Genomic DNA, 24473 nt, shown 5'->3' on the forward strand with positions numbered 1-24473 from the left:
CATGACCGAATAGGCAGCCACATCAATGGAAAAAATGGCAGCAAGCTCCATGATGCGCTCTGCGATCCAGCCCCGGCGGTGGTTAAAATCCATGCCGGACTGGTTATCCTTGCCACAGAGAAAGGCTCTGCGGACACAGCGGCAGACACAGTGATACCAGGGAGTGCTTTCAAGGCTGATGAGGGTGGATCGGGGATAGGTCTGGTGATTCCTTGCCTTAAAAGATACTGTTTTTAAAGGCCAAGATAGAAGAGCAGGGGAAGAATGTAAACAACAAAGTGGGTGTCCTATGGTCGTCAGGGGAAGAATGTAAACAACAAAGTGGGTGTCCTATGGTCGTCACTATGGTCGTCTGTACTTAGTCATCAACCTTTTTTGCTTGTTAAGAACAGGGGTAGCCACGTATTATTATCCACAAACTTTCAATCTTTTTCGTATTGCATATCTATCTGAACACCGAGTAACTTAGATTCCGGAGAATCGTCTTTTAACTCTAGTCTTACCGTGCCAAATATTTCCTCAAATTCTTCTTCTACAAGAACATCTTTTAGAGATGTTAACTGATCTTCGTTAATGGTAGCTATATATTGTTTTTCGTATGCTTTAGTCAATTTGTGGGCAAGCTGTAACAATATTGCTCTTTGTCTAGGGTCTATATCACTAAACAACCTACTATCATGGAAAATACTTTGAAAACGATGAACTCTGGAATTAATTAAGTTGTTTAAGTCATAGCAGAAGATTTTAACTTCGTTAATTCCATCTGAAGCGTCATTTTGAATTTTCGCACTTATTTTGAATCGTTCTTGGTTGTTGCCCTCGTTATTTTGAATTGAAATGCCAGCAGGTACTTCAGGATAAAACTCATTTACCAGGTCTCTAAATCCAAGATAGACAGGATGCTCTTGTTCTTTATACGCTTCCAAATACTCGATTGTAGTTACTTCTTGGCTTGATAGTTCCTTTTGCGCCTCTGCCATTTCTTTTTTAGAATGTACCGAAATATTCTTGTAATCTTGCAGTTTAGAAAGCTTGCTCTTTAGTTCAATTAATTTGGCATTGATTGCAGAAAAAAAGTCTAACGCTCGACTTTTTGCCAGCAATTTCATTTGCTCATCAAAAGCTTTCTGAAGCTCATCCTTGCTTTTTTCTTCTTCCAAATGTGTAGCAGACAACTTCCTAAGCTCTTTAGCTAATCGTTCACTTCGTTTAACATGAATACTTTTATGGAATGCAGTGACATTTTCGAGCGATTGTAGCGTTCCTTCTTTAAATATTTCAGTAATTTCACCATAAAGATTATAAACTTTCTCTAAGTCCAAATCCTGATATAAGTTCATACTGTGCTTTATATTTTTGATACTAGTGTTTAAGTAATAAAGCCTGTTTTTCATTTGTGACAGTTTTTCAGCCATACCGTCCGCTTCCGCTTGGATCGCCGCGTAGTTTTCTGCCACGTTATAGTTTTTAATGTCAGATTCTAGTTTCTTTACATCTTGTGTTAATCGAGAAATCTCAAATTCAACATCTAAATCGCCAGTGTAGTATTCCCTTATTACTGGGTCATTTTTGAACGACTTTTCGAACTTTTCTAACTCTTGGTAACGTTTCCGCGTGTTTCGTTTTTGATAGACATAAGCAAGGTCTAATTCAAGCAAGAAGGCATTATTTACCAAGGATGAAAATGGCTGCTCTTTAGCAGTTGCGAGGCTTGATACATAACTTCCCCGGCCTGTACGATAAAAACGAGAAAGAACAGTCCTAAAAGTAAGATATGGTGAGTCTTCAGGTATATCTACAAGCATCCGCTCCATTTCAGCATTGAAAGCAGTTTGCCCGAACTCCTTATCATTTAGATAAATCTTGTTTTGATTTTTTGCAGCACGGTTTGCGGTAAACTTTTTATCACCAACCTTGAAGCTAAGAGTAAACTCCCACCCCGATAAATACTGTTCAAATGCTGGAATTTTGTTGGAACCAAGGCAAAAATTAACGATCTGGAGCAACAATGACTTCCCAACACCATTGTATGTATTATTTTTATCATTTGATGTGCTTTTCCCAATAATTAGGGTTAAACCCTTGGGGTTAAAATGAACTGTGTTAAAAGATGGCTTATTCGCTTCTAGAGAAATTAACTGCATTTGACTACTTTTCCTTGTTCATTCAGCTCAATCGCTCCACATGCATATAAAAAATCTAACGCTAAAATGATGTGTTCAAAATCATGACTAATGAGAAAATTGAGATTCTTCAACTTGTCATAGATTTGTTCAGGGGTCTGTGGATGAGACAATAAATTTAGAACATTTGCGCCCAACCCTAAAAGTGATTCAGACAATCGTATGTGCTTTTGTGGACTAAGCATTTTCAATCACCTTCGGTTCATAACCTTCAGGTGGTTCCTCAAAGATGTCACATGCCTCAAAAAAGAAAGCCATAACAGCGATTACATTTCTTTCGTAATCACGCCTCTGCATATTAGACAAGTTTTCAGGCAACATTTCATCAACCATGTTTTTAAAAACTATATCGGACTCAGGCAAGCCTGTAGCTACCGCAGCTTCCGCCTTGTCAGTATTTAAGTGGTGTTGATACATTTCGTTCAACGAGTCTCTAGACTGTTGGCGGGAAAACTTACTATTGGTTCGAAAATAGTCATCAACATAGCCTACTTGATATGCTCCAACATTTAAGTGCATCGCAGTACTTTTGCCCAGTTTATTAAAGTGTATCTTGTTATAAAAATCAGGTGGTTCATTGGTTTGAGAGTCAGAAAAGCCACTGTAGTTCTTAGATACATAACCTACAATTTCTGCAACGATTGAATTATCGATAAACCCGATATCTTCTGGCTTTGGATAATAACCACATATTGAGGCAATACTGTCCTCTGGTAACTCCATGAAAATGTCTTCTAACTCAGAGGAAAGAAACACATCACAAACCTCCAGACTATACTTATTCTTAACGCTATTTAGTGTTGTATAAATTTCTGGGTAGGCACCATGATATTTATCGTTGAACACAAAGTAGAAGTGTCTAATTTCATACTTATGCTCATTCCCCCAATACGCAATTAGTCCGTCTAAATCTTTTTCGATTTTTGAAGTGGCGGAAGTGGGATTGCCAGTCGGAGATTGAGGAGAATAAACTTGAAAATATTTTCCCTCTAATGGGATAAATCCATCATTTTTTCTATCACCAATGCGTCCTTGTGGTTTTACTTTTTTAAAGTCTTTATTCGATGCACGCATCACATCGCAGAACAAATCTTCGAATGCATTTCCATTTGACTCGTAGATACGCAACTTAAAGGCTTTACGTACATCTAATTTTTGCTGAACATCCATTGACGAATTCCTTTCACTGCATCATCGACAGTTTTCTTTTTATAGCCTTGGCTAGTTTAGGGCTCACAGCTTTAACGAATTAACTATAAATATTCGTTGACTGAAGGCACTACACTTCCATTAGAAATTAACGCCGCGCTCTGCGGCAAACTTGGAGCGCAGCGGAAAATTTGTCCGACAGCAGCGCTTTGTTATGCCCGAGATCTATCAACATTCTCTTGCAATCTTCTTCTTAACTCGTCAGATAGATCAATCTCATATGGAATACGATCAAACTCTTCAAATGCATCAAGAAGATATTGATCGTATTCATAAGATGTTTTGCCCATGCTAAATCCACCACACTGAATAGAGTTCATCAATGCATCTGCGTAAGGCTGTGTTGCGGCTACTTTTCTCAACTCGAAATATCGTCGATATACGATATCTATTATGTATTTTTTGAACCTGTCAGAAAGCGCATCAGTCACCAGTATTTGTTTGGCTATCTGACCAAGTGCCAACATGCTACTTTTAGGTATGTTCCCATTTTCGTGGTGTGCCAATGTTGTTTCTAGTGCAACGTTGTCTTGATCCAACGGCAGATGGTCAACAGCAGAAGCCCACTTACAAAGACAAGAGGTTATTTCATACAGTGCATAATGGTATTTAGTAGGCCACTCTGCATGAAAGTCGACAAGTTTCTCGTTGGGATCTAAATTTCTTACGATACGCTCAACAAAGTGCGTAAAGTAATAGAGCCACATATGCCATTGTATGTTCTGGTACAAAGCGCTTGTGACCATGATATCGAAAAATCTAATTCCCACCATAAGTTTTGAATCCCACTGCCCCTCCTCAAAAAAATCACCCATAGGTTCATTATATGGGTCAGGTAAGGAACTGCTGTATAACTCATCTAGATGGGAAATAACAAATTCCCCAATAGGCCTATATACCCCGTATCTTTCAGCAACCTTGCAATCTCCGAATAAGTAATTGAGGAGCCGGTTTCTTTTAGGGAGGGCATAACGATCTCTCCCGGCCAAGTTCTGATTGTTGCGCACCTCATGATACAAAACACTTTTTGTATCTTCTGCCAAGTATCTTAGGTACGTATCTACAAATTCATTATTTTCGTAAAATTCATAAGGGAATATTTGCAACGCGAAATATGGCCTTATTTCAGAAATCGCTTTGACGGTTTTTCTGTTTATCAAAACCTCATGCACAATTTCCGTTGCGACTTCCTTTTCTCTTTCATAGGTGGGAAATACTCGAGCCAACAGCCCAGAGCACTTCCTTAGAACTGTATGGATTATATCACGCCCCATTGGTTCACGTCCTTTGGGAGTACCCCCTAACTCAGAAATCAACGATCGAACATCTGGATAGTCTCTTGAGTGCCGTTGAAAATAGGCATGGAGTCTTGAGAGTACTGAGCGCCCGTTATATATACGTGCAACATGGTTGATATTTCTCTCAATCAACGAGAATAGTTCTGAGTATTTTTTCTCACGTGAAAGCTCAAAAACATATTCCCTGAATTTAACAATGTTAGATCTAGAGAGCCGTCTAATACGCAGGTAAACGTATAATGTCAGGGACATTATCAGGATTATTAAAAATGAAGCATTAGAAGGCGTGATTGACCATCTAGAGAGATTTAAGCTTGGCGTAAGGCCCAAGGATCTAAATGTTTGGTAAAACTGCAAATACAGAATAGACGCCACGGAGATTAATAGTATTGCCCAGCCAACCTTTCCAAATCGAAGAGAGATCTCTAACCGTCTTACCCTAGGAATAATTGCATAAGCTGCGACAAACAAACCCGCAACTGTTATCAGGCTATCTAAGTTCACACATTACCTCTCAAGGGTGCATAATCGTGGTGCTGACCGGCGCCGAGCGCCGATCAAGCAGACGAAGTCTGGTTGATCGGTGTGAGGTGTCCGGTCGAGTACCTTGTTCAGGCGCGTAGCGCCGGGGCAAGGTACTCGACGTAGTCAGCACCACGATTCACGGCGGCGCAGCCGCCGTGAACATATTATTGTGTGGTTCCGTACAACCACCATTTTTTAACAAAGACCCGACAAAAAAAACCACAAAATAACACTTTCCTAACCGTATAACCCTCAATGTATCATGCTGGATAGAAAACTATCTATTTCAGATTCCCATCCCCTGTAAAAACCCCCATCAAAAAAAGTTCCCACAGCGGCTGAAAAAGGATTCAATTTTCATAGTCCACCCCACCCATTAAGGCAAGTTTTTTCCTCCCCATTCTTCCCCCCCCATCAGCCCCCCCGCATTATCCATCATCCTTTCCGCCTATTCCCCCTGCACAGCCCAATCCTTACAAAAAAGCCTTGATTTTTTATCCTAAAAAATGTTAGTCGCATCAAAATATTTTACCATCTTTTGATTTCCGGGTAAAAGAGCTGAGGCGGAGAAGAAAGCTGATAATAATGATATGGAGCAAAAGAGGAAAACATGAAAAAATACCTGATTGCAGCCATGGTTTTTATGATGGCAGCCATGCTTGGCGTGGGATGCACATCAAAAAGGGCGGTGGACCCAGCCCTGCAGATCCACCCCGATGGCCGGTACAGGGGCGTGTATGGCGATGGCGGTGAGCAGCAGATCAGCATTGAGTTTCATCTGAAAGACGGACTTCTGACCAAGCTCTCCTTCAGGCATTTGCAGTATAAGGGTAAGGATTACAGGCGTGCAAAAGAGGGCGATGGGGACTGGCCCGTTCTGCATCAGCATGGGATGGTGCTGGCCTATCTGGAAGGAAAGCCCTTGAGTGCCGTTTTGGACCTCTACAATCCGGGAAATGTGGTGGCGGATGTGGATGGATTTTCCGGTGCTACGATCCGGGGCAGTAAAATCATTTCTGCCATACGGGACGGCCTGAACAGGGGCATTTACTAAAAAATCAGCAGGAAGAAACCGGTATTTGCTGCCTGAGGAAGTGATGGGGTTTCTGCCAAGCAATGATTGATCTGAATTGCGGGAGGTTTCACCTTTGGGGTGGAGTCTCCTTTTTTTGTTAGACTCGTAAAAAAGTGAGGAAGGGCAGGGAGCTCCATGATCTGATATGAATGGTGCCGGAAGAGTGCGGTATCCGTGGGGAATTGTCCTGTGTTATTATTTTAGGTTTGACAAAAAAAGTACATTCTGAAAAAAACCTTTCTGGAAAGGGAGGTAGCCCATGGCAGAAAAGCCGTTTCAAAAAAATCAAAGTGTTCTGCCGGATCATCTGGAAGAAAAATTTTCGGTTCTGATGCGCAGTTTACCCGGTATGGCCTATCATCGCAGAAAAGATGAATTCTGGACCTTAACCTTTGCCAGTGAAGGAGCCCGCCGTCTTTTCGGGGATCTGGCCTGGGAAAAAATCCGCTCCGGGGTCACCTGCCTTGGGAATATGGTGCATGAGGAAAGCTATCCCCATGTTCTGGAATCTCTGGAAAGGGCGCTGGCCCGGAAGGAGCCTTACCAGCTGGTGTATCGGGTCAACTCCCTTCTGCATTCAGACAGATGGGTGTGGGATCAGGGGGAGGGCGTTTACGATGAAAAAGGGCATCTGCTTGGTGCCGAAGGTTTTGTAACGGATTTTACGGCATTCAAAACCATGGAAAGGGAACTCAGGGAAGAGATTGGCCGTCTGCGGTGCCGGGAAGACAGCCCTTTGCCGGAACCTGTTATTCCCGGCATCATTGGGCAGACACCGGAAATGATGGCCGTGTTCCGGCTTGTGCAGCAGACCGCATCAAGCGATGCCGCCGTTATTCTCTATGGAGCATCGGGTACGGGCAAGGAGCTTCTGGCCCGGGCCATCCATGATCAGAGCCTGCGCAGCAGGGGGGCTTTTGTTCCGGTGAACTGCGGGGCCATTCCGGAAAACCTCATGGAAAGCGAGTTTTTCGGTTACAGAAAAGGGGCCTTTTCCGGAGCAGACCGGGATCAGCCGGGCATTCTGGATAAGGCCCACGGCGGCACCCTTTTTCTGGATGAAATCGGAGAAATTCCCCTTTCCATGCAGACCCGCCTTCTCCGGGCCATTGAAGGGGGCGGCTTTAGTCCCGTGGGCAGCCGGGAAATCCGTCACCCGGATTTTCGCATCCTTGCGGCCACCAACCGGGATCTGGAAGAATGGGTGCGGCAGGGCAAGATGCGGGAGGATTTTTTTTATCGCATTCATGTGGTGCCCGTTCATATTCCTCGTTTAAAGGAGAGAAAGGCGGACATCCCCCTGCTGGTCAGCCATTTTCTGGAGAGTTTGCCCGGTACACCGCCTCTGGGAGCGGCGGAGCTCCATCGTCTCATGGCCCATGACTGGCCCGGCAATGTGCGGGAGCTTTGCAATGTGATCCGGCGTTATGCCCTGCTTCATACTCTGGATCTCCCGGAGCGGGGAAAGGCCTTTGGGATGAAGAAGCCTCCGGCTCTGCCTGCCTGCGGAACCCTGCAGGAGCAGATGGCCCTGATGGAGGCGGCGGTGATTCGGAAAACCCTTGAGGAAACGGGTTTTCACAGAAGTGAGACCGCGCGGATTCTTGGCATAGACCGGAGAAGTCTTTATACCAAGATGCAGCGGCATGGAATTGGGAAGAAAGGTTCTCAATCTGGGATGTATTCATCTCATCTTGAATAAGTATATGGATTAAAACAATTTTTTGTTTTTGTTTAAAGAAGGTGGGTAGTATTCTTCCCCTTCAGGCCACACCATTTTCCAAAAAGAAAAATGGTGTGGCCTTGTTTTTTAGGCACCTGCAATATGTTTCGTTTCTGGCACGCACCCTGCACTACAGCCCTTCGGAAGTGTGAATTTAACGGATGAACGAAGGAGAAGGGTATGATGAGCGGAGCAAGGATGCCGGATGTGATTCTGATAGGGGATAAGCTTTCGGATGTGGCCCGGCATCTGGGTATTCTGGGCCGGGGCATGGTGACATCCCAGATTCCCCAGATTGAAAGAATATTCCCCGGCATTCCCCAGCTGGAATGTACCCGGTGCATCATGGGGGATAAGCGAAGGGTGCTGTATACCGCGGCCAAACGTATGGGCGTGAACTGGATTGTGCTGGAAAAGGACGGCCCGGATGGGCCGGGCTGGTCTGGCATGAATCCCGCCTCCATGGAGGAAGAGCTCCGGCAGGAGGGCTATCGGGTGGATGTGGTGGATTTTACGGAGGGGCTTGAAAAGGCCGTGATGGATGCGGGGAGAATTTTTGAAAGGGAAAAGGAAGGGGCCAGACTGATTAAGGGATACGGGGAGAAAATGGCCGGGCTTTCGGAAAGCATGCCCCGGAACCTTGGGCTGAAGGTGGCGGTTTTCCTTGGCATGGTCCATCCGGAAACGGGCCAGCATTATCTGGTTGCCGAAGGCCCGGACACCTTCTGCTGTCAGCATCTTCTCCGGCCCATGGGCTGTGAGGAGGTGGGAGGATCCCTTGTGTCCGGTGAGGGGCCGGAAGTCCTGCAGAGCCTTTTTGCCCTGAAAGACGTGCGGCCGGATGTGCTGGTGTTCACGGGTGATGCCCAGGTGGGGCTGGGGCTTCTCCATGGGGAAGTGGCCGGAGACAGGGCGCTGCTGGAGGTTCCTGCCCTGCGGGATCTTGCCCTCTTTGCCCTTCCCCATGTGAGCGGCGGCGAACCCATGGATTATCCTGCCCGGATGCAGCAGTGGATCATGGCCTTTTCACCCTTTAAAGATCGGTAAGGAGTACGGGATGTTTTGTAAAAAATGGGCGGTATGGATGATAACACTGGCCTTTCTGCCTCCCTTTGCCATGGCGGACGGGCCGAAGGATCTGGAAATGGACGGGGTGGTGGTCACGGCCACCCGCACGGAAAGTGATCTTCTGCGGCTTCCTGCTTCGGCGGATCGTCTGGAGGGGGATGCCCTCAAGGACAGGGGAGCAGGGGATATCACGGATATTCTTTCCACCCTGCCCGGTGTGGACATTTCAGGGGGAACGGGTCACAGCCGTCAGCCTGCCCTGCGGGGTCTTCCCGAAAGCCAGACCATCATTAAAATAGACGGGGCAAGGGAAAATTATGTGCAGAAGGCAGGGGATGCCCAGACCACCATTCTGCTGGACCCGGATCTTCTCAAGGCCGTGGAAGTGGTGAGGGGACCGGCTTCCACCCTGCACGGCGGAGGCGGTATCGGTGGTGTTATTGCCTTTACCACCAAAGATGCGGCAGATCTGCTGCGGCCGGGTCAGTCCTTTGGTGCTTCTCTGCGTGCGGGGGCCTCCACGGCGGACAGCAGCCGGGACGGGAGTCTCATGGCCTATGGCAGAAGCGGAGATGCGGATCTTCTGGCTTTTTCCTCATACAGGGATTACGGCTCCTATACGTCCAGTGATCCGGACAGGGCCAAGACCCGTCTTTCCGGAGACAGGCGGCAGCACCTGATGAAGGCTTCCTGGATTCCCGATGAAGGCAGGCGGGTGAGTTTCAGCGCATCCCGCTATGAGCAGGCCTACAAATATCCGGATGAGGGCAGCTGGTACGAGAGTGAGCAGAACCGCTTTCTTGCCGCACTGGAGCTGGATCCCGGCAGCCAGTGGGTGGATGCTCGCATGACCCTCATGCATTCCGAACGGAAAGAAGATCAGTTTAATAATGTCAGAAATGGCCTGAAATTCACCTCTTCCGGTGTGGATGTGCAGAATGCCATGCGTTTTGTGGCAGGCCCCACACGCCACCGTGTGGTGGTGGGCGGGGATTTCTATAAGGATGAATACAGGCCGGAAACGGACAGCTGGACCGATCCTCCCGGAGAAGGCAGGGACGGCGGGCTTTTCATTCAGGATGAGATGGCGCTGGCGGATGGAAAGATTCTTATCATTTCCGGTCTTCGCTATACCTGGTTTGACCGCAGTGGCAAACGTTCCGATGCCGGTGACGGCAGTGACTCCCGCCTGAACCCACGGGTTTCCCTAAGCTGGAATCCTCTGGAGAGCCTCGGGTTTTATGCCAGCTATGCCGAGGCCTTCCGCCCGCCTCTGGTGAGCGAGATGTACGCGGAGCTGGATTTTATGATGCCTCCCGTACACATTCAGGTGCTGGCCAACCCGGATCTGAAGCCGGAAACGGCCAAAACGCGGGAGCTTGGCATGCATGTGAGCCGCAACGGGCTTTTCAGCCACAGGGATGCCCTTCGGTTCAAGGCCGTCTGGTTCACCGAGGACATTGAGGATCTGATCAGCATCAAAACCCTGAAAGATCTGGACCCTCCCCATTCCTTTGAGCGCATTGTGCAGACCGTGAATGTTGAATCCGCCAAACGTCAGGGCTATGAGCTGGCAGCCACCTACGGCATCGGGGATTTTGGCATGCTCTTCACCTATGCGAAGGTCGATAACCGGGAGTCTTCGGACAAAGACAGCTGGGCCGGGGCAACTCCCGGAGTGTTCCAGAGCCGAATCCATTACCATTTTGTGGAAACGGGTCTGCGCTTTGGCTGGCATGGCCGTTTTGTGGAGTCCTTCAAGGCCGAAGGCAAAACCTGGGAGTCCCACAAGATCCACGGACTCTTTGCCCGTTGGGAAGGCCGGAGCGGTTCCCTTGATGGTCTTTCCGCAGGGATCTTTGTGGACAACCTGCTGGACGAAAGCTACCGGGCCTATCATTTCAAGGATTCCGGTGCGGGCATTGGACGGAACCTGAGGGTTTCTTTGGGGTATCGCTTCTGATCTTTGCGATTAGCGGGCCATCCCCTTCTCCTGTTGGGAGAGGAGGATGGCTCTGGATTGATGCAGGGGCAGGCTTTGCGCCTGCTTGCTTTTGTGGCGGCACCCCCTGCGGGTGCCTGTCTTCTGCTGTTTTGTTTTGTAAGAATCGGGTGTCCGGGTATGTGTGTTCAGCGTATTTTTCTTTTCTTCTGCCTGTTTTTGATCATGAATTCCCATGGAGAAGCTCTGGCCCTCCACGCCTTTAGTGCGGATGGCGAGCCTCTTTATGCCTCTGACTTCACCCATTTTTCCTACGTAAATCCCCATGCGCCCAAGGGCGGAGAGCTGCGCTGCCACACCATTGGCACCTTTGACAGCTTCAACCCCCTGCTGCTCAAGGGTCGCCCTGCGGAAGGCATTCATCTGATCTACGACACCCTTCTTGTGGAAAGCGAGGATGAGCGGGATGTGGCCTATGGTTTGCTGGCTTCCGAAATTCATGTGCCTCCGGATCTTTCCCATGTGATTTTTCAGCTGCACCCCGAAGCCCGTTTTGCCGATGGCAGCCCCGTCCGTGGGGAGGATGTGGTGTTTTCATGGGAAATGCTGCAGGCCCATTTTGGTTCCGCCCTGCGCCGTTACAGCGAGGCCGTGGCATCCGTAACCGTTCTTTCCGGTAACCGGGTGCGTTTTGATTTTCGGGAACAGCAGAACCCCTCCCTTGTTCTCATGGTGGGTCGCCTGCAGATTCTTCCGGCCCATTACTGGGAGGATAAGGACTTTGGCCGTGCGGATCTCACCCCGCCCATGGGTTCCGGTCCCTATGCCGTGGCGGAGGTGGAAGCGGGCAGGCGTGTGGTCTATGCCCGCCGAGTAGATTACTGGGCCGCAGACCACCCCGTAAACCGGGGGCGCTGGAATTTTGACCGCATCCGTTATGAGTATTTTCGGGATGATACGGTGGCCATGGAGGCCTTCCGCGCCGGGCTTTATGATTTTCGCTTTGAGTCTTCCGTGAAAAACTGGGCCACCCGCTATGAAGGCCCCCGTTTTGGCGATGGCCGTATCCTGAAACAGACGCTGGAGAACCGGGAGCCATCGGGCATGTATGGCCTTGTGATGAATACCAGAAGGCCTGTGTTTGCGGACAGGCGGATAAGAAAAGCCATGCTGTTTGCCTTTGATTTTGAATGGGCCAACCGTCGTTTTTATTATGGTGAATATGAGAGAACGGAAAGCTATTTTGAAAATTCAGACATGAAAGCCCCGCCCCTTGCCGATGAAGGGGAGGCTGCCATTTTGCGATCCTTCGGGGATGACCTGCCCGAAGGCGTACTGGAAAATCCCCTGAGCCTGCCCCTGACGGACGGAAGCGGCCATAACCGGGAAGGTCTCATGGAGGCGGACAGGCTGCTCAGGGAAGCAGGCTGGGTGGTGGAAGGGGGCAGAAGGGTGCATGGGAAAACCAAGCAGGTTTTTCGGTTTCAGTTCCTCACGGATTCCCGCAGGGAGGAGCGCATGCTCCTGCCCTTTGCCCGCAGTCTCGGACGCCTTGGCATTGAGATGCGGATTCACATGGTGGATGGCCCCCAGTACACCCGCCGTCTGCGGGGCTGCGATTTTGACATGATTGTGGCAGGTTTCGGGGCAGGTCACAGGCCGGGCCGGGAGCTTGCCGTGGCCTTTCATTCCGCAAGCCGTGACCGGAAGGATCAGCGGAATTTCATGGGTATTGCCGATCCTGTGGCAGACGGCCTCATTGAGAAGATCCTTTCCAGAGAAAGCCGCCGGGAGATGATCCCCTATGTCCGTGCTCTGGACCGCATACTGCGTCACGGCCATTATGTCATTCCCTTTGGTGCGGGAAAGCGGCGGTATCTGGCAAGGGCTGTTCACATTCAGTCTCCGGAAACACCTCCGCCATGGGGCAGGGGTGTGAGCACATGGTGGTACGGAGAAGAAGACCGGGCAGCCGCCCCAGCTTCTGAGGGAGAGTCATGATTGCTTATATCGCAAAAAGGGTTTTTCTTCTTGTTCCCACCCTTCTGGGTATTCTGGCCTTAAATTTTTTCCTTGTGCAACTGGCTCCGGGCGGGCCGGTGGAGCAGATGATCAGCCGCATGGAGGGCAGGGGCGACCGGGCGCTGGAGCGCATCACCGGCGCAGAGGGGGATGCCATTTCCATGGTGGAAACCTCTTTGGACAGCACTTCATCCTACCGGGGCAGGGACGGGATTTCCCCGGAGCTGGTGGCGGAAATTGAGAGGCGTTTTGGTTTTGACAGGCCGCTGCATGAGCGGTTTTTTTCCATGCTGAAAAGCTATCTTCTTCTGGATTTCGGGGAGAGTTTTTTCAAAGATCGCAGCATTCTTGGCATGATCGGGGAGAAAATGCCCGTATCCCTGTCTCTGGGGCTCTGGAGCACCCTTGTGATCTATCTGGTTTCCATCCCTCTGGGAATCCGCAAGGCCGTGTGCCACGGCTCACCCTTTGATGTGTGGACCAGCTTTGTCATTGTGATCTGCAACAGCATTCCCGTATTTCTTTTTGCCGTGATCCTCATCGTTATCTTTGCAGGGGGCAGTTATCTGGAATGGTTTCCCCTCCGGGGGCTTGTTTCCGATCATTTCCATGAACTGTCCTTTACGGGAAAAGTTCTTGATTATTTTCATCATCTGGCCCTGCCCATCCTTGCCATGACCATCGGGGGGATTGCCGGTTTTGCCATGCTCACCAAAAACTGCTTTCTGGATGAAATCCGTCATCAGTATGTGGCCACGGCCAGAGCCAAGGGAGCCAGCGAAGGGCGGGTGCTTTTCGGCCATGTGTTCCGCAATGCCATGCTCATTGTCATTGCAGGGCTGCCCGGAACCTTTCTGGGTCTCTTCTTTACGGGTTCCATGATGATAGAGGTGATTTTCTCTCTGGACGGTCTGGGCCTCATGGGCTTTGAGGCCACCATGAACAGGGATTATCCCGTGATGTTTGCCGGGCTTTATATTTCCACCCTCATGGGCCTGTTTGTGAAAATTCTCTCGGACATCACCTATGTGCTGGTGGACCCGAGAATCCATTTTGATGCAGGGGGAGTATAAACCATGCGTGCTGTCACCCGCCGCCGGATGAAAACCTTTGCCAGCAATCGCAGGGCATGGATCTCCTTATGGATGTTCATGACGCTTTTCACGGCAAGTATTTTTTCCGAGTTCATTGCCAATGAAAGACCCCTTGTACTGTATTTTCAGGATCGAATGTATTTTCCCGTTTTTTCTGAGATTCCGGAAACCCTGCTGGGCGGATATTTTGAAACGGATGCGGATTTCACGGACCCTGCGGTCATTGCCATGGCAGAGGCCCATGGCTGGATGCTCTGGCCGCCGGTCCGCTTTTCATGGCATACGGTGAACCTTGCAAGGGAGGGTGTGTATCCTGCTGCACCCGGTGAGGGGAACTGGCTGGGAACCGATGACCATGGCCGCGACATTCTGGCGAGGCTTCTCTACGGGTTCCGGGTCTCCGTACTTTTTGGTCTTTGTCTGGCTGTTTTCAGTACGCTTGTGGGCATTGTGGCCGGGGCGGTGCAGGGGTATTTCGGCGGCAAAGTGGATCTCTTTGGCCAGCGCTTCATGGAAATCTGGTCCGGTCTTCCCATGATCTATCTGCTCATCATCCTTTCAAGCTTCATGCAGCCGGGCTTTTTTGTGCTGCTCTTCATCATGCTCTTGTTTTCCTGGATGGGCATGGTGGATGTGGTGCGGGCCGAGGTGCTGCGCTGCCGGAACTTAGGCTATGTGAAAGCCGCCCGCTGCATGGGGCTTCCGGACCGGGTGGTGCTTTTTCGCCATGTGCTGCCCAATGCCATGGTGGCCACCCTGACCTTTCTGCCCTTTGTGCTCAACGGTGCCATCACCACCCTTACATCTTTGGATTTTCTCGGATTCGGCCTGCCTCCCGGCTCCCCGTCTCTGGGAGAGCTGCTTGCACAGGGAAAGGAAAATCTGGATGCTCCCTGGATCGGCATTGCCGCCTTTGCCGTGCTGGCCTCCATGCTGAGCCTGCTGGTTTTTATCGGGGAAGGGGTGAGGGATGCCTTTGATCCGCGGCATGAAGGGTAGGGGGGGGAGTGACACCTTCATCATCGTCCTTGTCTCCGTCTTGGCACAGCAACCGGGACAAGCGGCTCATGCGCTTTCAGGCTCTGGTCGCCGGTCAGAATTTCTGTGGCAAAGCCCATGCGATGATAGAGTTCGGCCACATCTTTAATTGTGGCATCGCCAAAGGAGATCTGTTGGGCAGCCAAAAGTGGCCAGGAATCGGCCAGTTTTTTCAGGCTTGCCGGTAGCCAAAGATCAGATTGTTGGGAAAAGGCGGCCCATGGTGCTTCACTGTCAGCACTTTTCCGCATTAAATCCGCCAAAGCCTCTGCAAATTCTTTGCGGCTGTGGGAAGCCTGAGCAATGTGATTACCCGTTTCGATGAGGGTTGCCAGCGGCAGCACAAAAAGAGCCTTTTCCTTAAAACCGGCCTCAATTCTCTTTGCTATACGTTTTTTGTCCCAGCGGTTTTCAGCAGAACCACAAACATCCATCCCCGGTATCGCCAGCCAGACACACAGGATACTGGTATCAAAAATGATAACGCGCCTCATGGCTTGGCCTCCCGCTTCAAGGCCTCTTCCAGCCATCCCCATTCAGAGAGTCTCCCCAGCGTTCCGCTTGCAATCAGTTTGGGCAAGGCATCAATATCCTCCAGCAAGGTCAGTTTGCTGAATCCAGTAGTATCTTCACGATGGACAACGGTGATAAAGGGCACCATACCCACTACGGCAGCGGCATCCAGTAAAGCTGGATTATGGGTGGTGACCAGCACATCAATGTTTCGCTCTTTTCCCAGAGTTTTGAGCATATCCACCAGAAAATGCGCCCGAGAAGGATGCAGCCCGTTATCCACCTCCTCAATGACCAGCAGACTGTCAGGCTCCCGGGTCAACAGGGCTGTGACGATGGCCAGATAACGCAAGGTACCATCGGACATACCGCGGGCATCCACTTCATGGGTTGGTTGTTTTTCCCAGCCTTCCTCGCAGTAAAGCATGGCATCTGTTTTGAATTTTCCCACGGGCTCGGTCCAGATGCGTTGAATGTCGCGTTCCGGAAGATCCTTGAGATAGCGGGTCAGGGTTTCTTCAACGATCTTTTTCCTATCCGTTTCCAGACCGGCCAGAACCCCGGCAATATTAGAGCCGTCCGCCAGCAGTTTCTCCGACAGTGGTGTGTAATTCCGCATATGGCTTGGGATGGGGTCGAATACAAAAATTTTCTGCAGATGAGAGAGTACCCGTCTCGCACCTTCCTGAATTTCCTTTTTCACATTCAGGGTTTCGACCTGAGAAAGAATGATATTGGCACGGTTCAGATCATGTCGTTTACCCCTTCCCTGGGTTCCCGTAGAAAAATAGGTGGGGATGCCGGGTGAGCTGGATTCTTCCTGCTTGGTCTGAAACAACATTTTTTCTCTGGGATGTTCCCGGCGGGGACCGTAGGTGAGCAGGGTCAGTTCTTCCGCATAAACCTCGGCCTTTGTGCCATTGAGCAGGACGGTCAGGTCATAGCGGTAATCCTGCCTTTCATTATCACTTCCCAGCGTAACAGAAAGCTGAAATTTCTTTTCAGGTTTACGGCAAATCCATTCCACTCCACCACGCAGAGCAGGCAGACTCACATCTCCGGCAATGGCAGGAAAAATAGCAATCCCCTGACTGACCCGATTGAGAAAAAGAAGGGCATCCAGACAATTTGACTTACCGCTGGCATTGCTGCCAATCAGAACCGTCAGGGGGTCAACATGGAGTGTTGCTTTTTCGAAGCTTTTCCAGTTGATGAGTTCCAGTTCTTTTATCATGGCTACTCCATTCCAGGGTTTATCAGGTGCCATGGCTCTGTAAAGAGCCCATTCCTCCTGCATTGAATCTTCAAATTTTTTGGCTGAAATCGTCTCTTTCGGTTTTGTAGAATCCGATTCACGAAGGTACCTCCTGCAGGTTTTCAAGCGGCACCCAGCCGGATTCGGAACTACCTGATTTTTCGCACCAAACCCAGCCGTTGAGGGCTTTTGTGCCAATAAGCAACTCTCCTTTTTGCACATTCAGCTCCCTTGCCGTGTAGTCTTCACGGGCACGGGCGGTGTTGTCTGTGATGATCTCGATAATCTGTGCCGGAACCCAGCCCCCTTTTTGTCCAGGCGTTTCACAGAATATCCAGTTTTCCCATCCCTCCGGGCCTTCATATTTCTCACCCACGCTGAGAGAAGCGCCTTTTTCAAAGGTAATGGGTTCGGGAAATTCGCTGGTGTGGTCTTGAATGACAAGGTACTGTCTGGTTTCCATGTTTGTTTCCTTCAGCTAAGGATTGATGGTAGAGAGTTCGGAAAGACAGGTTTTTCTTCCCCGTGTGAGAGGGGCAAGGATAATCACTTGGCCCTATCCTGCTCGATTTATTTCCCCGGCAGTTCCGTGCCGCGTCCCATGATCTCGATATAACCTGCATAGCTGAACAGGCGGTTGCGTTTCTGGGCGGTCAGCTCCTTGACGATACCGAGCTGCTCCAGGTGGCCGAGCGCCTTATTGACCGTGGCTGGAGTGATGCCGGTCTTCTTAACCAGGGAGCCAGAGGTGGCGATGGGATGTTCCATCAGCGCCCGGTGGACCTGCAGGGTGGATGCCGCTGCCCGTCCCAGGCTGCTGATCTTGTCACGGTCCTGATTCGTCAGGTCGAGAAGCTGCCGGGATGTTTCCACCGCCTGGGTGGCCGTGGCAATCACCGCCTCGGCAAAGAAATCGAGCCAGGCTTCCCAGTCACCGGTCAGGCGGACATTGTTGAGCAGCTCGTAGTAATACTGGCGGTGCGTCTTGAAATAGAGGCTGAGGTAGAGCATCGGTTCCCGCAGCACCTTCTGCTCATACAGGATCAAGGCGATCAGCAGACGACCGAGACGGCCATTGCCATCGAGGAAGGGGTGGATGGTTTCAAACTGCACATGGGCCAGCGCCGCCTTGAGCAGCACCGGGGTCGGCTCGGGCTGGTCATGGAGGAAAAGCTCCAGCCTGCCCATACACTCCAGCATCTCTTCCGCCGGAGGCGGAACAAAGGCCGCGTTGCCCGGCCGGGTGCCGCCGATCCAGTTCTGGCTGCGCCGGAATTCGCCCGGAGTCTGATTGCTGCCCCGGCCTCTGGTCAGCAGCACACCATGAATTTCCCGAAACAGGCGCAGCGATAATGGCAGCCCTTCTTTCAGAAGGTGCAGACCATGGTGGAGCGCTGCAACGTAGTTGCTGACCTCCCGTACGTCATCCAGTGGTACGCCGGGTTCCTGATCCAGCTCGAACAGCAGCAGGTCGGACAGAGACGACTGGGTTCCCTCGATCATGGAAGAGAGTACCGCTTCCTTACGGACGTACATGTAGAGGAACAGGGAGGTGTCCGGCAAGAGGGTCGAGACGCTGTCCAGCCTGCCGAGGGCCAGCAGCGCCTGATCGAATTTGCTGCGTAGCTCCGGGGTCCAGTGGATGGGCGGATGCGGCGGCAGCGGCGCAGGCACGAAGGCCTGAGCCTTCTCACCCACCGTCGATATGGTTACGTACCTGCCCTGGAGTTCTCGTTTCATTCTGCCCGCCTTGAACCTAAAATAAGATTGGATGTTATTTTACTTTAACCTTAAATACTAAAATAAAGAGTCGCAAAGTAAAAATCAAGGGGCTTTTCCGAAGGACGGCTGTATGGCTTGGCCTCCCGTTTTAACGCCTCTTTCAGCCATCCCCACTCAGAGAGTTTCCCCAGCCTTCCGCTTGCAATCAGTTTGGGCAAGGCATCAATATCCTCCAGCAAGGTCAGTTTGCTGAATCCCGTAGCAGACGGCCCTTGTCCGTCAGCCGGTATTTCTGTTTGCTGCTGCGTGGCTTATCGGGGAGGGTCATTTCAATGAGACCGGCATCCAAAGCAGGGAGCAGGTAGGCCTTACGGAAATGCTCATTATCTTTCAGCCCAAGGGTTTCTTTGAGCTGTTGCCGGGTCATTTCGGAGGTTAAGACCGAAAGGAGCCGGACTTCCGGGGTGACTTCCTGTGTGACTTCCGGGGTTGATGTGCGGACCGTATCCAGAATCATCCGCAACATAAAAACAACAAAGGGGGAGGCATCGGACTGGCGGGTGCTCTCCTGAATCGCCTGATAGTACGCGGTCTGGTGCTGGAAGATGAGGCTTTCCACCGGGATGTCAGCAAACAAGGCATTCCAGCGGGCGAGAATCAGGCTTTGCCATAACCGGCCCATGCGGCCGTTGCCATCGGCGAAGGGGTGGATGAATTCGAACGCGTAGTGAAAAACCGAACATGCGATGAGTGGGTGGGCATCGGTGGCGGCCAGCCATCGGAACAGATCGGCCATCAGATATGGCACCTGCTCTGCGGGCGGGGCCATGTGGATCACCTGTTTGCCAGCCATCACCCCCACGCCGCCCTGTCGGTACATACCCGTCTCGTCAATCAGGCCGGACATCAGTATCCGATGGGCTTCCAGCAGGTTCTTTTCCACATTGGGCTTCCAGATATGGAACCGGTCGTAGGCGGCCAGGGCATTTTTCACTTCCTGCACCTCACGGGGTGGGGCAATGACCCGCTTGCCCTCCAGAATTGCCGTGATCTGCGCCTCACTCAGGGTGTTGCCCTCGATGGCCAGCGAAGCGTGAATGGTGCGAACACGGTTAATGCGCCGCAGCCGCAAGACTTTCGCCTGATCGGTGAGTACGGTCCGTCTTCCGATGGCCTCGCTGATCTTGGCGACCAGATTCACAATCAGCGGGGTGATGGTGTAGGGCGGCTGGTATTTCATGTGGCTGTTTTCCTGATCATTGAAGATGCCCATCCAGCTATTTCAGCAGCATTGGTTTTTGTTTCTCAAAGCAGGACAAATTGCTGGTATGGCTTTTTGTCGGAGAGGAGAAGTGAAAGGGTTTTTCAGATTCCGGCAAAGCAATGTCAGGCTCTGTTTCAGCAGGTTCTTTGCGGGACGCATCCGGTTCGGTGGGCAGGGGTATCCGGGACAGATCCAGCTCGCCCTTGAATGCCTTCTGAGTCAGTGCGGCATAGAGGGTTTCCAGATCGGTGAGGCTTTGCTGGTAGCGGGATTTGAGGCCTTCGACCTTTTCGACAATGGCGGCGAATTGGTTTTGGAGGTCAATGTCGGGGGTTATGATTTCGAAATTTTGAATCTGGGTAAGATTTAGTCCCGGCTTAGCTTGCCCATACTGCTGTTTCGTTATGATCCGCTGCCCGCAAGCTGGCATGGATAGATAAAAGGAAAGGTAAACGGGATTAATTCCTTTTGTTCTGATAATTGCTACATGCTGACTTATATAGGCCTCCTCGAAATCTTGTGGAACAGAGCAAACTCTGCCAATTTTAGAACCCGTGATCGTCAGTAAAACATCGCCTTGAATAACCCTCGTTCTTTCAGTTTCTTTATTATTTGGGGGGGTGACATAAACGATATCATCCGAACCAATGGCGTTCATTTGAACATCTAAAGAACGGATAAATCGTTTTCCTGAATCAGAATAGTATTTTGCCCATCCTCGGCCACCACTAGTTAGATGTGTAATGTAGGGCGAGAGAGTAGAAATATTATGCTTCTTCTCATTTTGTTCTGGGTCGCCGAACATCTCCAGAAAGACGCTTTTGAGCAGGTCGTCGAGTTGTTGCAGGTGCTGTTTGCGGTGGGCGATCAGCCCTTCTACCTTGCCGAGCAGATGGGCAATGCGTTTTTGATCCTTGATCGGTGGGATAGGTATTTCGATTTTTTTTAGAGTTTCTTGTGTAATCGCCTTAAATGTTGAGCCAGTGCCTAGGGCATCAATTTGCTTCTCGTTCGCCTTGAAGAAATAGTAAAGAAACATACCATCCAGACTGGAAGATGGACGTATGGCGGACAGACCACGTCCAATAATAGACTTTTGATTACAGATATTTACTGCGCCGACAGGGGCGCGAACTGATATTAGAATGTCACCTGGCTCTGCTTCCTTGCGCTTGGCACTTGTGCACCACATACGAACTGTAGGAAACATTTCTTGAAAATCTGCCTTCCCTTGAAAAAATGGCAGCCCATTACCAGTTGAGTTGTAGGTCGATGATTCAGGAGATTGACCTGCAATGATTTTTGTCACTGCCTGTAGTTGTTTTTTTTTCACGACCACACCTCATTTTTTATTTCGTGTGTTTCGTGGTTAAAAATCCTCTTCATTCCGTGTTTTCTGTGTCTTCCGTGGTTCATCTTCTTCATTCCCCACCTCCGGGTAATTTCCGTTCTGCCAGTCGCTCCCGCACCTCAATCAAGGCATTGTGCAGTTTTTCTTCCAGCAGTTTTTTGGGAGGCAGTTCCGTCCAGTATTCGGCCACCATGATATTGTCTTTCTGCATATTGAGCAGCTCCACCTGTTCGGTACCGGCTTCCGCACAGAGGATCAGTCCGATGGGGGCTTCTTCGCTATTCTGCCGTTCGTATTTGTTGAGCCAGTTGAGATAGAGTTCCATCTGGCCCTTGAAGGCGGCTTTGAAACGGTCGATTTTCAATTCCACCGCCACCAGTCGCCTCAGCTTCCGGTGAAAGAAGAGCAGATCAAGGTAAAAATCCTCGCCGTCAATAATCATCCGTTTCTGGCGCTCCACAAAGGCAAAGCCTTTACCCAGCTCCAGAATGAAAAGCTCCAGCTCCTTGAGGAGGGCGGTCTCCAGCTCATTTTCCAGATACCCCTCCTTCAGTCCCAGAAAATCGAGAAAGTAAGGATCTTTGAAGCTGCCGTTCAGGTGATCCGCCTCGGCCAGGGATAGTTTTGTATCGGCAATTTCGGAGCGTTCAAAGGCCTTGCGCTCGATCTGGCGTTGCAGTTCCCGTTTGCTCCATTTACCTTCGATTGCCTGTCTGGCGTAAAACCACCGGGCCTCACTGCTTTGCAGAGACATCAGAATGGTAAAATGCGTCCAGCTCAATTGTGACACCAGCGGTGACACAATCTCGAAGTCTGGAAAAACCTCAGCAAACTGCATCATCCGTCTCAGGTTTCTGACCTCAAAACTGTTGCCATAGAGGGCGGCCAGCTCCCCCGCCAGTGACACCACCACCTGCTTGCCGTATTCCGCCCGCTCTCCGTGCAAGACCTCTTCATTGATGCGTTTGCCCACATGCCAGTAGGTGATGGTGACCGCACTGTTAACCGCAGAAACCGCCTGCTTCCGGCCCTGATCAATCAAAGACTTCAGGTCTTGAAGCAGATTTCCTGCGCAGGAATCGGGCAAGCTGTTTTGTGGGCTGCTGCTCATGCTATCATCTCCCTCAGCTCCAGCAGTTCCCGCACAATCCCACCTTCAACACGTTCCAAAAGCTTTTTATGGATTTCGTGGTTTACAAAATCTTCCCCCAGCTCCGCCACCAGCAAGCGCTCCAGAATCACCCCCGGCTTTTCATACGTAACCTCTTCAAACACATCCTCCTTGTACCGGCTTAGGGACAGGTCATAACCCTCGGTCTCGATGTCGGCACGGGGCACCATAAACCATTTTTGCCTACGGTCTGTATCGGTCTCGGGATTACGGGCATGGAAGCGGGAAACAATATCCTGCAAGTCCCCATGCCCTTCCTGCTTGCTGCGCTTATCGTCAAGGGAATAGCCATCCGCCTGCATCTCATAAAACCAGACATGCTCCGTGGCCGCCTGGCTCACCTTGTCCTTTGGCCCCCAGACCTTGGTGAAAAGAAGGATGGCGGTGCTGACCCCGGCGTAGGGCTTGAAAACACCGCTGGGCATGGTGATGACCGCCTTGAGGTCGCAGCGCTCCACCAGCATCCGGCGCAGGGTTTTGAATGCGGTGCCGGAACCGAACAGCACCCCCTGAGGTACGATGACACAGGCGGTGCCGCCCTTTTTGAGCAGGCGGTAGATGTTCTCGACAAAGAGCAGCTCGGTCTTGGTGGTGGAAAGTTGCAGGTTTTCGTTGATGTCGCCCTTATCGATGCTGCCGGTAAAGGGCGGATTGGCCATGACGATGTCGTATTCGGCCTCTTCCAGATAGCCCTTGGAAAGGGTGTCCCTGTAGTCAATATTGGGTTCGTCGATGCCGTGCATCATCAGGTTCATCAGCCCCAGACGTACCATGGTGCTGTCGATGTCATATCCGCAGAGAGAGGCTTGCAGGATGGCCTGCCTTTTTTCGTCGAAGGCGGCTGCAACCGAGGTTCGAACAAAACCGTCTTCATCGGGTTTCAGGTCACTGGTTCCTGCCTTGATGGCCAGCTGGGTGACGATGTACTGATAGGCTCCGAGGAGAAAGCCGCCGGAACCACAGGCCGGGTCTGCGATGCGGTGGCCCAGCTGGGGCCGCACCAGATCGGTCATCAGTTTTATGATATGGCGCGGGGTGCGGAACTGGCCATTCTTACCCGCCGTGGCGATCTCGGAAAGGAGCATTTCATAAACATCCCCCTGAATATCCTGAAAGGCCTGTCCCTTTTCCTGTGAGTCCTTCCCCATGATTTCGAAAATCTCATCGATGGTCTTCACCGCCTCCACCAAGAGGGAGGGTTTAGGGATGATGAACACGGCGTTTTTCATGTGGTGGGTGAAGTTGCTTGCGGTGCCGTTCATGTCCTTGAGAAAGGGAAAAACCTTGCCCTGTACATGCTGCAGCATTTCCTCGGCCTGCATGTGTCTGAACTCGCTCCAGCGCAAGCTGCGTTTATCGATTTCATACATTTTAGCGTCGGTCTGACGTTTGTCCGTTTCTTTTTGGGTGTCGTCTTCCCTTGCTTTGGCGCGGTATTCGGGCGGTATCCATTGCCCTTCGAACCGGGAGGTGTAGGGCTCGCCGGTCCAGTCGGCATCGCCCTGTTTCTTCTGATCCAGATCATCGAGCCGCTTCATGAACAGGAGGTAGGTGATCTGTTCGATGGCCGTGAGCGGGTTGGAGATGCCGCCTGACCAGAATTTGTCCCAGAGCTGGCCGATCTTGCTTTTGAGTTCGGGGTTGTTTTGCAGCATGCTATTTATCCTTCAACTGCTTGACGTTTCTGTCTGGATTGACTTTTCATTGTGGCAAATTCGCCATAATTAAAGTCCGGGTTATGCACCTGTTCCCAAATTCCGAGGAACTCGACGGTATTCCGGTTCCGCAGCCAGTCCGAGATAAAGAAATCTCCGTCCTTGGCACGGAGCATATCGGTCAGGGAAATGAAATCCAAATCGCCATCCGAATAGACCGTTATCTCTGTTCCTTTGACCGATATTTTAGAATTCATGCTTCATGACCTCTCCATTCAACCGTCTCGAATTCGATGGGATAACAATCCATGATCAATTTCGTGACATCAGGAAATTGATCCCAGATCATTATGTGCTTTTCGTGT

The 24473-nt window shown here is 50.7% G+C and carries 20 protein-coding genes; 7 read left to right on the plus strand and 13 right to left on the minus strand.

All coding sequences use genetic code 11. The features are described 5' to 3' along the window. Positions 1 to 422: 422 nt before the first annotated feature. The 4 genes from OOT00_RS05435 to OOT00_RS05445 form a co-directional block, all read right to left on the minus strand. Positions 423 to 2144, minus strand: coding sequence for a DUF2326 domain-containing protein (locus OOT00_RS05435; RefSeq protein ID WP_265424296.1), 1722 nt, complete (start codon positions 2142 to 2144; stop codon positions 423 to 425). Continuing rightward, positions 2135 to 2368, minus strand: coding sequence for an ABC-three component system middle component 6 (locus OOT00_RS16390; RefSeq protein WP_368407579.1), 234 nt, complete (start codon positions 2366 to 2368; stop codon positions 2135 to 2137). The genes OOT00_RS05435 and OOT00_RS16390 overlap by 10 nt, the downstream gene beginning before the upstream one ends. Then, positions 2361 to 3353 carry an ABC-three component system protein gene (locus tag OOT00_RS05440; protein ID WP_265424297.1) on the minus strand — a complete coding sequence of 331 codons (993 nt, stop codon included), beginning with the start codon at positions 3351 to 3353 and terminating at the stop codon, positions 2361 to 2363. The genes OOT00_RS16390 and OOT00_RS05440 overlap by 8 nt, the downstream gene beginning before the upstream one ends. Positions 3354 to 3544: 191 nt before the next feature. Then, the gene (locus OOT00_RS05445; protein ID WP_265424298.1) at positions 3545 to 4666 is read right to left on the minus strand and encodes a hypothetical protein; all 1122 of its coding nucleotides are present in this window, start codon (positions 4664 to 4666) and stop codon (positions 3545 to 3547) included. A 1159-nt stretch (positions 4667 to 5825) separates the two neighbouring features. On the opposite strand from OOT00_RS05445, the gene OOT00_RS05450 reads away from it, so the two are divergent. From OOT00_RS05450 to OOT00_RS05480, 7 genes are all read left to right on the plus strand, one after another. Next, positions 5826 to 6269, plus strand: coding sequence for a hypothetical protein (locus OOT00_RS05450; RefSeq protein WP_265424299.1), 444 nt, complete (start codon positions 5826 to 5828; stop codon positions 6267 to 6269). A 280-nt stretch (positions 6270 to 6549) separates the two neighbouring features. Then, positions 6550 to 7992, plus strand: a complete 1443-nt coding sequence (locus OOT00_RS05455; RefSeq protein ID WP_265424300.1) for a sigma-54 interaction domain-containing protein — start codon at positions 6550 to 6552, stop codon at positions 7990 to 7992. 201 nt (positions 7993 to 8193) lie between these two features. After that, positions 8194 to 9060: a hypothetical protein gene (locus OOT00_RS05460; RefSeq protein WP_265424301.1), complete on the plus strand. Its 867-nt coding sequence runs from the start codon at positions 8194 to 8196 to the stop codon at positions 9058 to 9060. Between the two features lie 10 nt (positions 9061 to 9070). After that, entirely contained in the window at positions 9071 to 11044 is a 1974-nt protein-coding gene (locus tag OOT00_RS05465; protein WP_265424302.1) for a TonB-dependent receptor domain-containing protein, read from the plus strand. Between the two features lie 75 nt (positions 11045 to 11119). Continuing rightward, positions 11120 to 13024 (plus strand): extracellular solute-binding protein, encoded by a 1905-nt coding sequence (locus OOT00_RS05470; RefSeq protein ID WP_265424303.1) that lies wholly within the window; start codon positions 11120 to 11122, stop codon positions 13022 to 13024. Next, positions 13021 to 14118: a microcin C ABC transporter permease YejB gene (locus OOT00_RS05475; protein WP_265424304.1), complete on the plus strand. Its 1098-nt coding sequence runs from the start codon at positions 13021 to 13023 to the stop codon at positions 14116 to 14118. The genes OOT00_RS05470 and OOT00_RS05475 overlap by 4 nt, the downstream gene beginning before the upstream one ends. Before the next feature lie 3 nt (positions 14119 to 14121). Further along, entirely contained in the window at positions 14122 to 15138 is a 1017-nt protein-coding gene (locus OOT00_RS05480; protein ID WP_265424305.1) for an ABC transporter permease, read from the plus strand. A 20-nt stretch (positions 15139 to 15158) separates the two neighbouring features. On the opposite strand, the gene OOT00_RS05485 is transcribed toward OOT00_RS05480, so the two are convergent. The 9 genes from OOT00_RS05485 to OOT00_RS05525 all read right to left on the minus strand — a co-directional run bounded on the left by OOT00_RS05485 (position 15159) and on the right by OOT00_RS05525 (position 24365). Then, a complete protein-coding gene (locus tag OOT00_RS05485; protein ID WP_265424306.1) occupies positions 15159 to 15671 on the minus strand; it encodes a hypothetical protein in 513 nt (170 codons plus the stop codon). Continuing rightward, positions 15668 to 16924: an AAA family ATPase gene (locus OOT00_RS05490; RefSeq protein ID WP_265424307.1), complete on the minus strand. Its 1257-nt coding sequence runs from the start codon at positions 16922 to 16924 to the stop codon at positions 15668 to 15670. Before OOT00_RS05490 ends, OOT00_RS05485 begins: the two co-directional genes overlap by 4 nt. 118 nt (positions 16925 to 17042) lie before the next feature. After that, positions 17043 to 17408, minus strand: a complete 366-nt coding sequence (locus tag OOT00_RS05495) for an SH3 domain-containing protein (protein ID WP_265424308.1) — start codon at positions 17406 to 17408, stop codon at positions 17043 to 17045. Between the two features lie 107 nt (positions 17409 to 17515). Beyond that, a complete protein-coding gene (locus OOT00_RS05500) occupies positions 17516 to 18685 on the minus strand; it encodes a Fic family protein (protein ID WP_265424309.1) in 1170 nt (389 codons plus the stop codon). A 223-nt stretch (positions 18686 to 18908) separates the two neighbouring features. After that, the gene (locus tag OOT00_RS05505) at positions 18909 to 19907 is read right to left on the minus strand and encodes a Fic family protein (protein WP_265424310.1); all 999 of its coding nucleotides are present in this window, start codon (positions 19905 to 19907) and stop codon (positions 18909 to 18911) included. 37 nt (positions 19908 to 19944) lie between these two features. After that, positions 19945 to 21264: a restriction endonuclease subunit S gene (locus OOT00_RS16395; RefSeq protein ID WP_265424311.1), complete on the minus strand. Its 1320-nt coding sequence runs from the start codon at positions 21262 to 21264 to the stop codon at positions 19945 to 19947. Positions 21265 to 21352: 88 nt separating this feature from the next. After that, positions 21353 to 22393 (minus strand): PDDEXK nuclease domain-containing protein, encoded by a 1041-nt coding sequence (locus OOT00_RS05515; protein WP_265424312.1) that lies wholly within the window; start codon positions 22391 to 22393, stop codon positions 21353 to 21355. Then, positions 22390 to 24108: a type I restriction-modification system subunit M gene (locus OOT00_RS05520; protein ID WP_265424313.1), complete on the minus strand. Its 1719-nt coding sequence runs from the start codon at positions 24106 to 24108 to the stop codon at positions 22390 to 22392. Before OOT00_RS05520 ends, OOT00_RS05515 begins: the two co-directional genes overlap by 4 nt. Before the next feature lie 5 nt (positions 24109 to 24113). Continuing rightward, the gene (locus OOT00_RS05525) at positions 24114 to 24365 is read right to left on the minus strand and encodes a KilA-N domain-containing protein (RefSeq protein ID WP_265424314.1); all 252 of its coding nucleotides are present in this window, start codon (positions 24363 to 24365) and stop codon (positions 24114 to 24116) included. Positions 24366 to 24473: the final 108 nt, after the last annotated feature.

Origin of the sequence: Desulfobotulus pelophilus (assembly GCF_026155325.1) — a bacterium.
Classification (GTDB): Bacteria; Desulfobacterota; Desulfobacteria; order Desulfobacterales; family ASO4-4; genus Desulfobotulus; species Desulfobotulus pelophilus.

Bases quoted from the DNA above. Each gene is read 5' to 3' on its own strand.
- OOT00_RS05435 (WP_265424296.1), bottom strand. From the start codon at position 2,144: ATGCAGTTAATTTCTCTAGAAGCGAATAAGCCATCTTTTAACACAGTT.
- OOT00_RS16390 (WP_368407579.1), bottom strand. From the start codon at position 2,368: ATGCTTAGTCCACAAAAGCACATACGATTGTCTGAATCACTTTTAGGG.
- OOT00_RS05440 (WP_265424297.1), bottom strand. From the start codon at position 3,353: ATGGATGTTCAGCAAAAATTAGATGTACGTAAAGCCTTTAAGTTGCGT.
- OOT00_RS05445 (WP_265424298.1), bottom strand. From the start codon at position 4,666: ATGGGGCGTGATATAATCCATACAGTTCTAAGGAAGTGCTCTGGGCTG.
- OOT00_RS05450 (WP_265424299.1), top strand. From the start codon at position 5,826: ATGAAAAAATACCTGATTGCAGCCATGGTTTTTATGATGGCAGCCATG.
- OOT00_RS05455 (WP_265424300.1), top strand. From the start codon at position 6,550: ATGGCAGAAAAGCCGTTTCAAAAAAATCAAAGTGTTCTGCCGGATCAT.
- OOT00_RS05460 (WP_265424301.1), top strand. From the start codon at position 8,194: ATGATGAGCGGAGCAAGGATGCCGGATGTGATTCTGATAGGGGATAAG.
- OOT00_RS05465 (WP_265424302.1), top strand. From the start codon at position 9,071: ATGTTTTGTAAAAAATGGGCGGTATGGATGATAACACTGGCCTTTCTG.
- OOT00_RS05475 (WP_265424304.1), top strand. From the start codon at position 13,021: ATGATTGCTTATATCGCAAAAAGGGTTTTTCTTCTTGTTCCCACCCTT.
- OOT00_RS05480 (WP_265424305.1), top strand. From the start codon at position 14,122: ATGCGTGCTGTCACCCGCCGCCGGATGAAAACCTTTGCCAGCAATCGC.
- OOT00_RS05485 (WP_265424306.1), bottom strand. From the start codon at position 15,671: ATGAGGCGCGTTATCATTTTTGATACCAGTATCCTGTGTGTCTGGCTG.
- OOT00_RS05490 (WP_265424307.1), bottom strand. From the start codon at position 16,924: ATGATAAAAGAACTGGAACTCATCAACTGGAAAAGCTTCGAAAAAGCA.
- OOT00_RS05495 (WP_265424308.1), bottom strand. From the start codon at position 17,408: ATGGAAACCAGACAGTACCTTGTCATTCAAGACCACACCAGCGAATTT.
- OOT00_RS05500 (WP_265424309.1), bottom strand. From the start codon at position 18,685: ATGAAACGAGAACTCCAGGGCAGGTACGTAACCATATCGACGGTGGGT.
- OOT00_RS05505 (WP_265424310.1), bottom strand. From the start codon at position 19,907: ATGAAATACCAGCCGCCCTACACCATCACCCCGCTGATTGTGAATCTG.
- OOT00_RS05515 (WP_265424312.1), bottom strand. From the start codon at position 22,393: ATGAGCAGCAGCCCACAAAACAGCTTGCCCGATTCCTGCGCAGGAAAT.
- OOT00_RS05520 (WP_265424313.1), bottom strand. From the start codon at position 24,108: ATGCTGCAAAACAACCCCGAACTCAAAAGCAAGATCGGCCAGCTCTGG.
- OOT00_RS05525 (WP_265424314.1), bottom strand. From the start codon at position 24,365: ATGAATTCTAAAATATCGGTCAAAGGAACAGAGATAACGGTCTATTCG.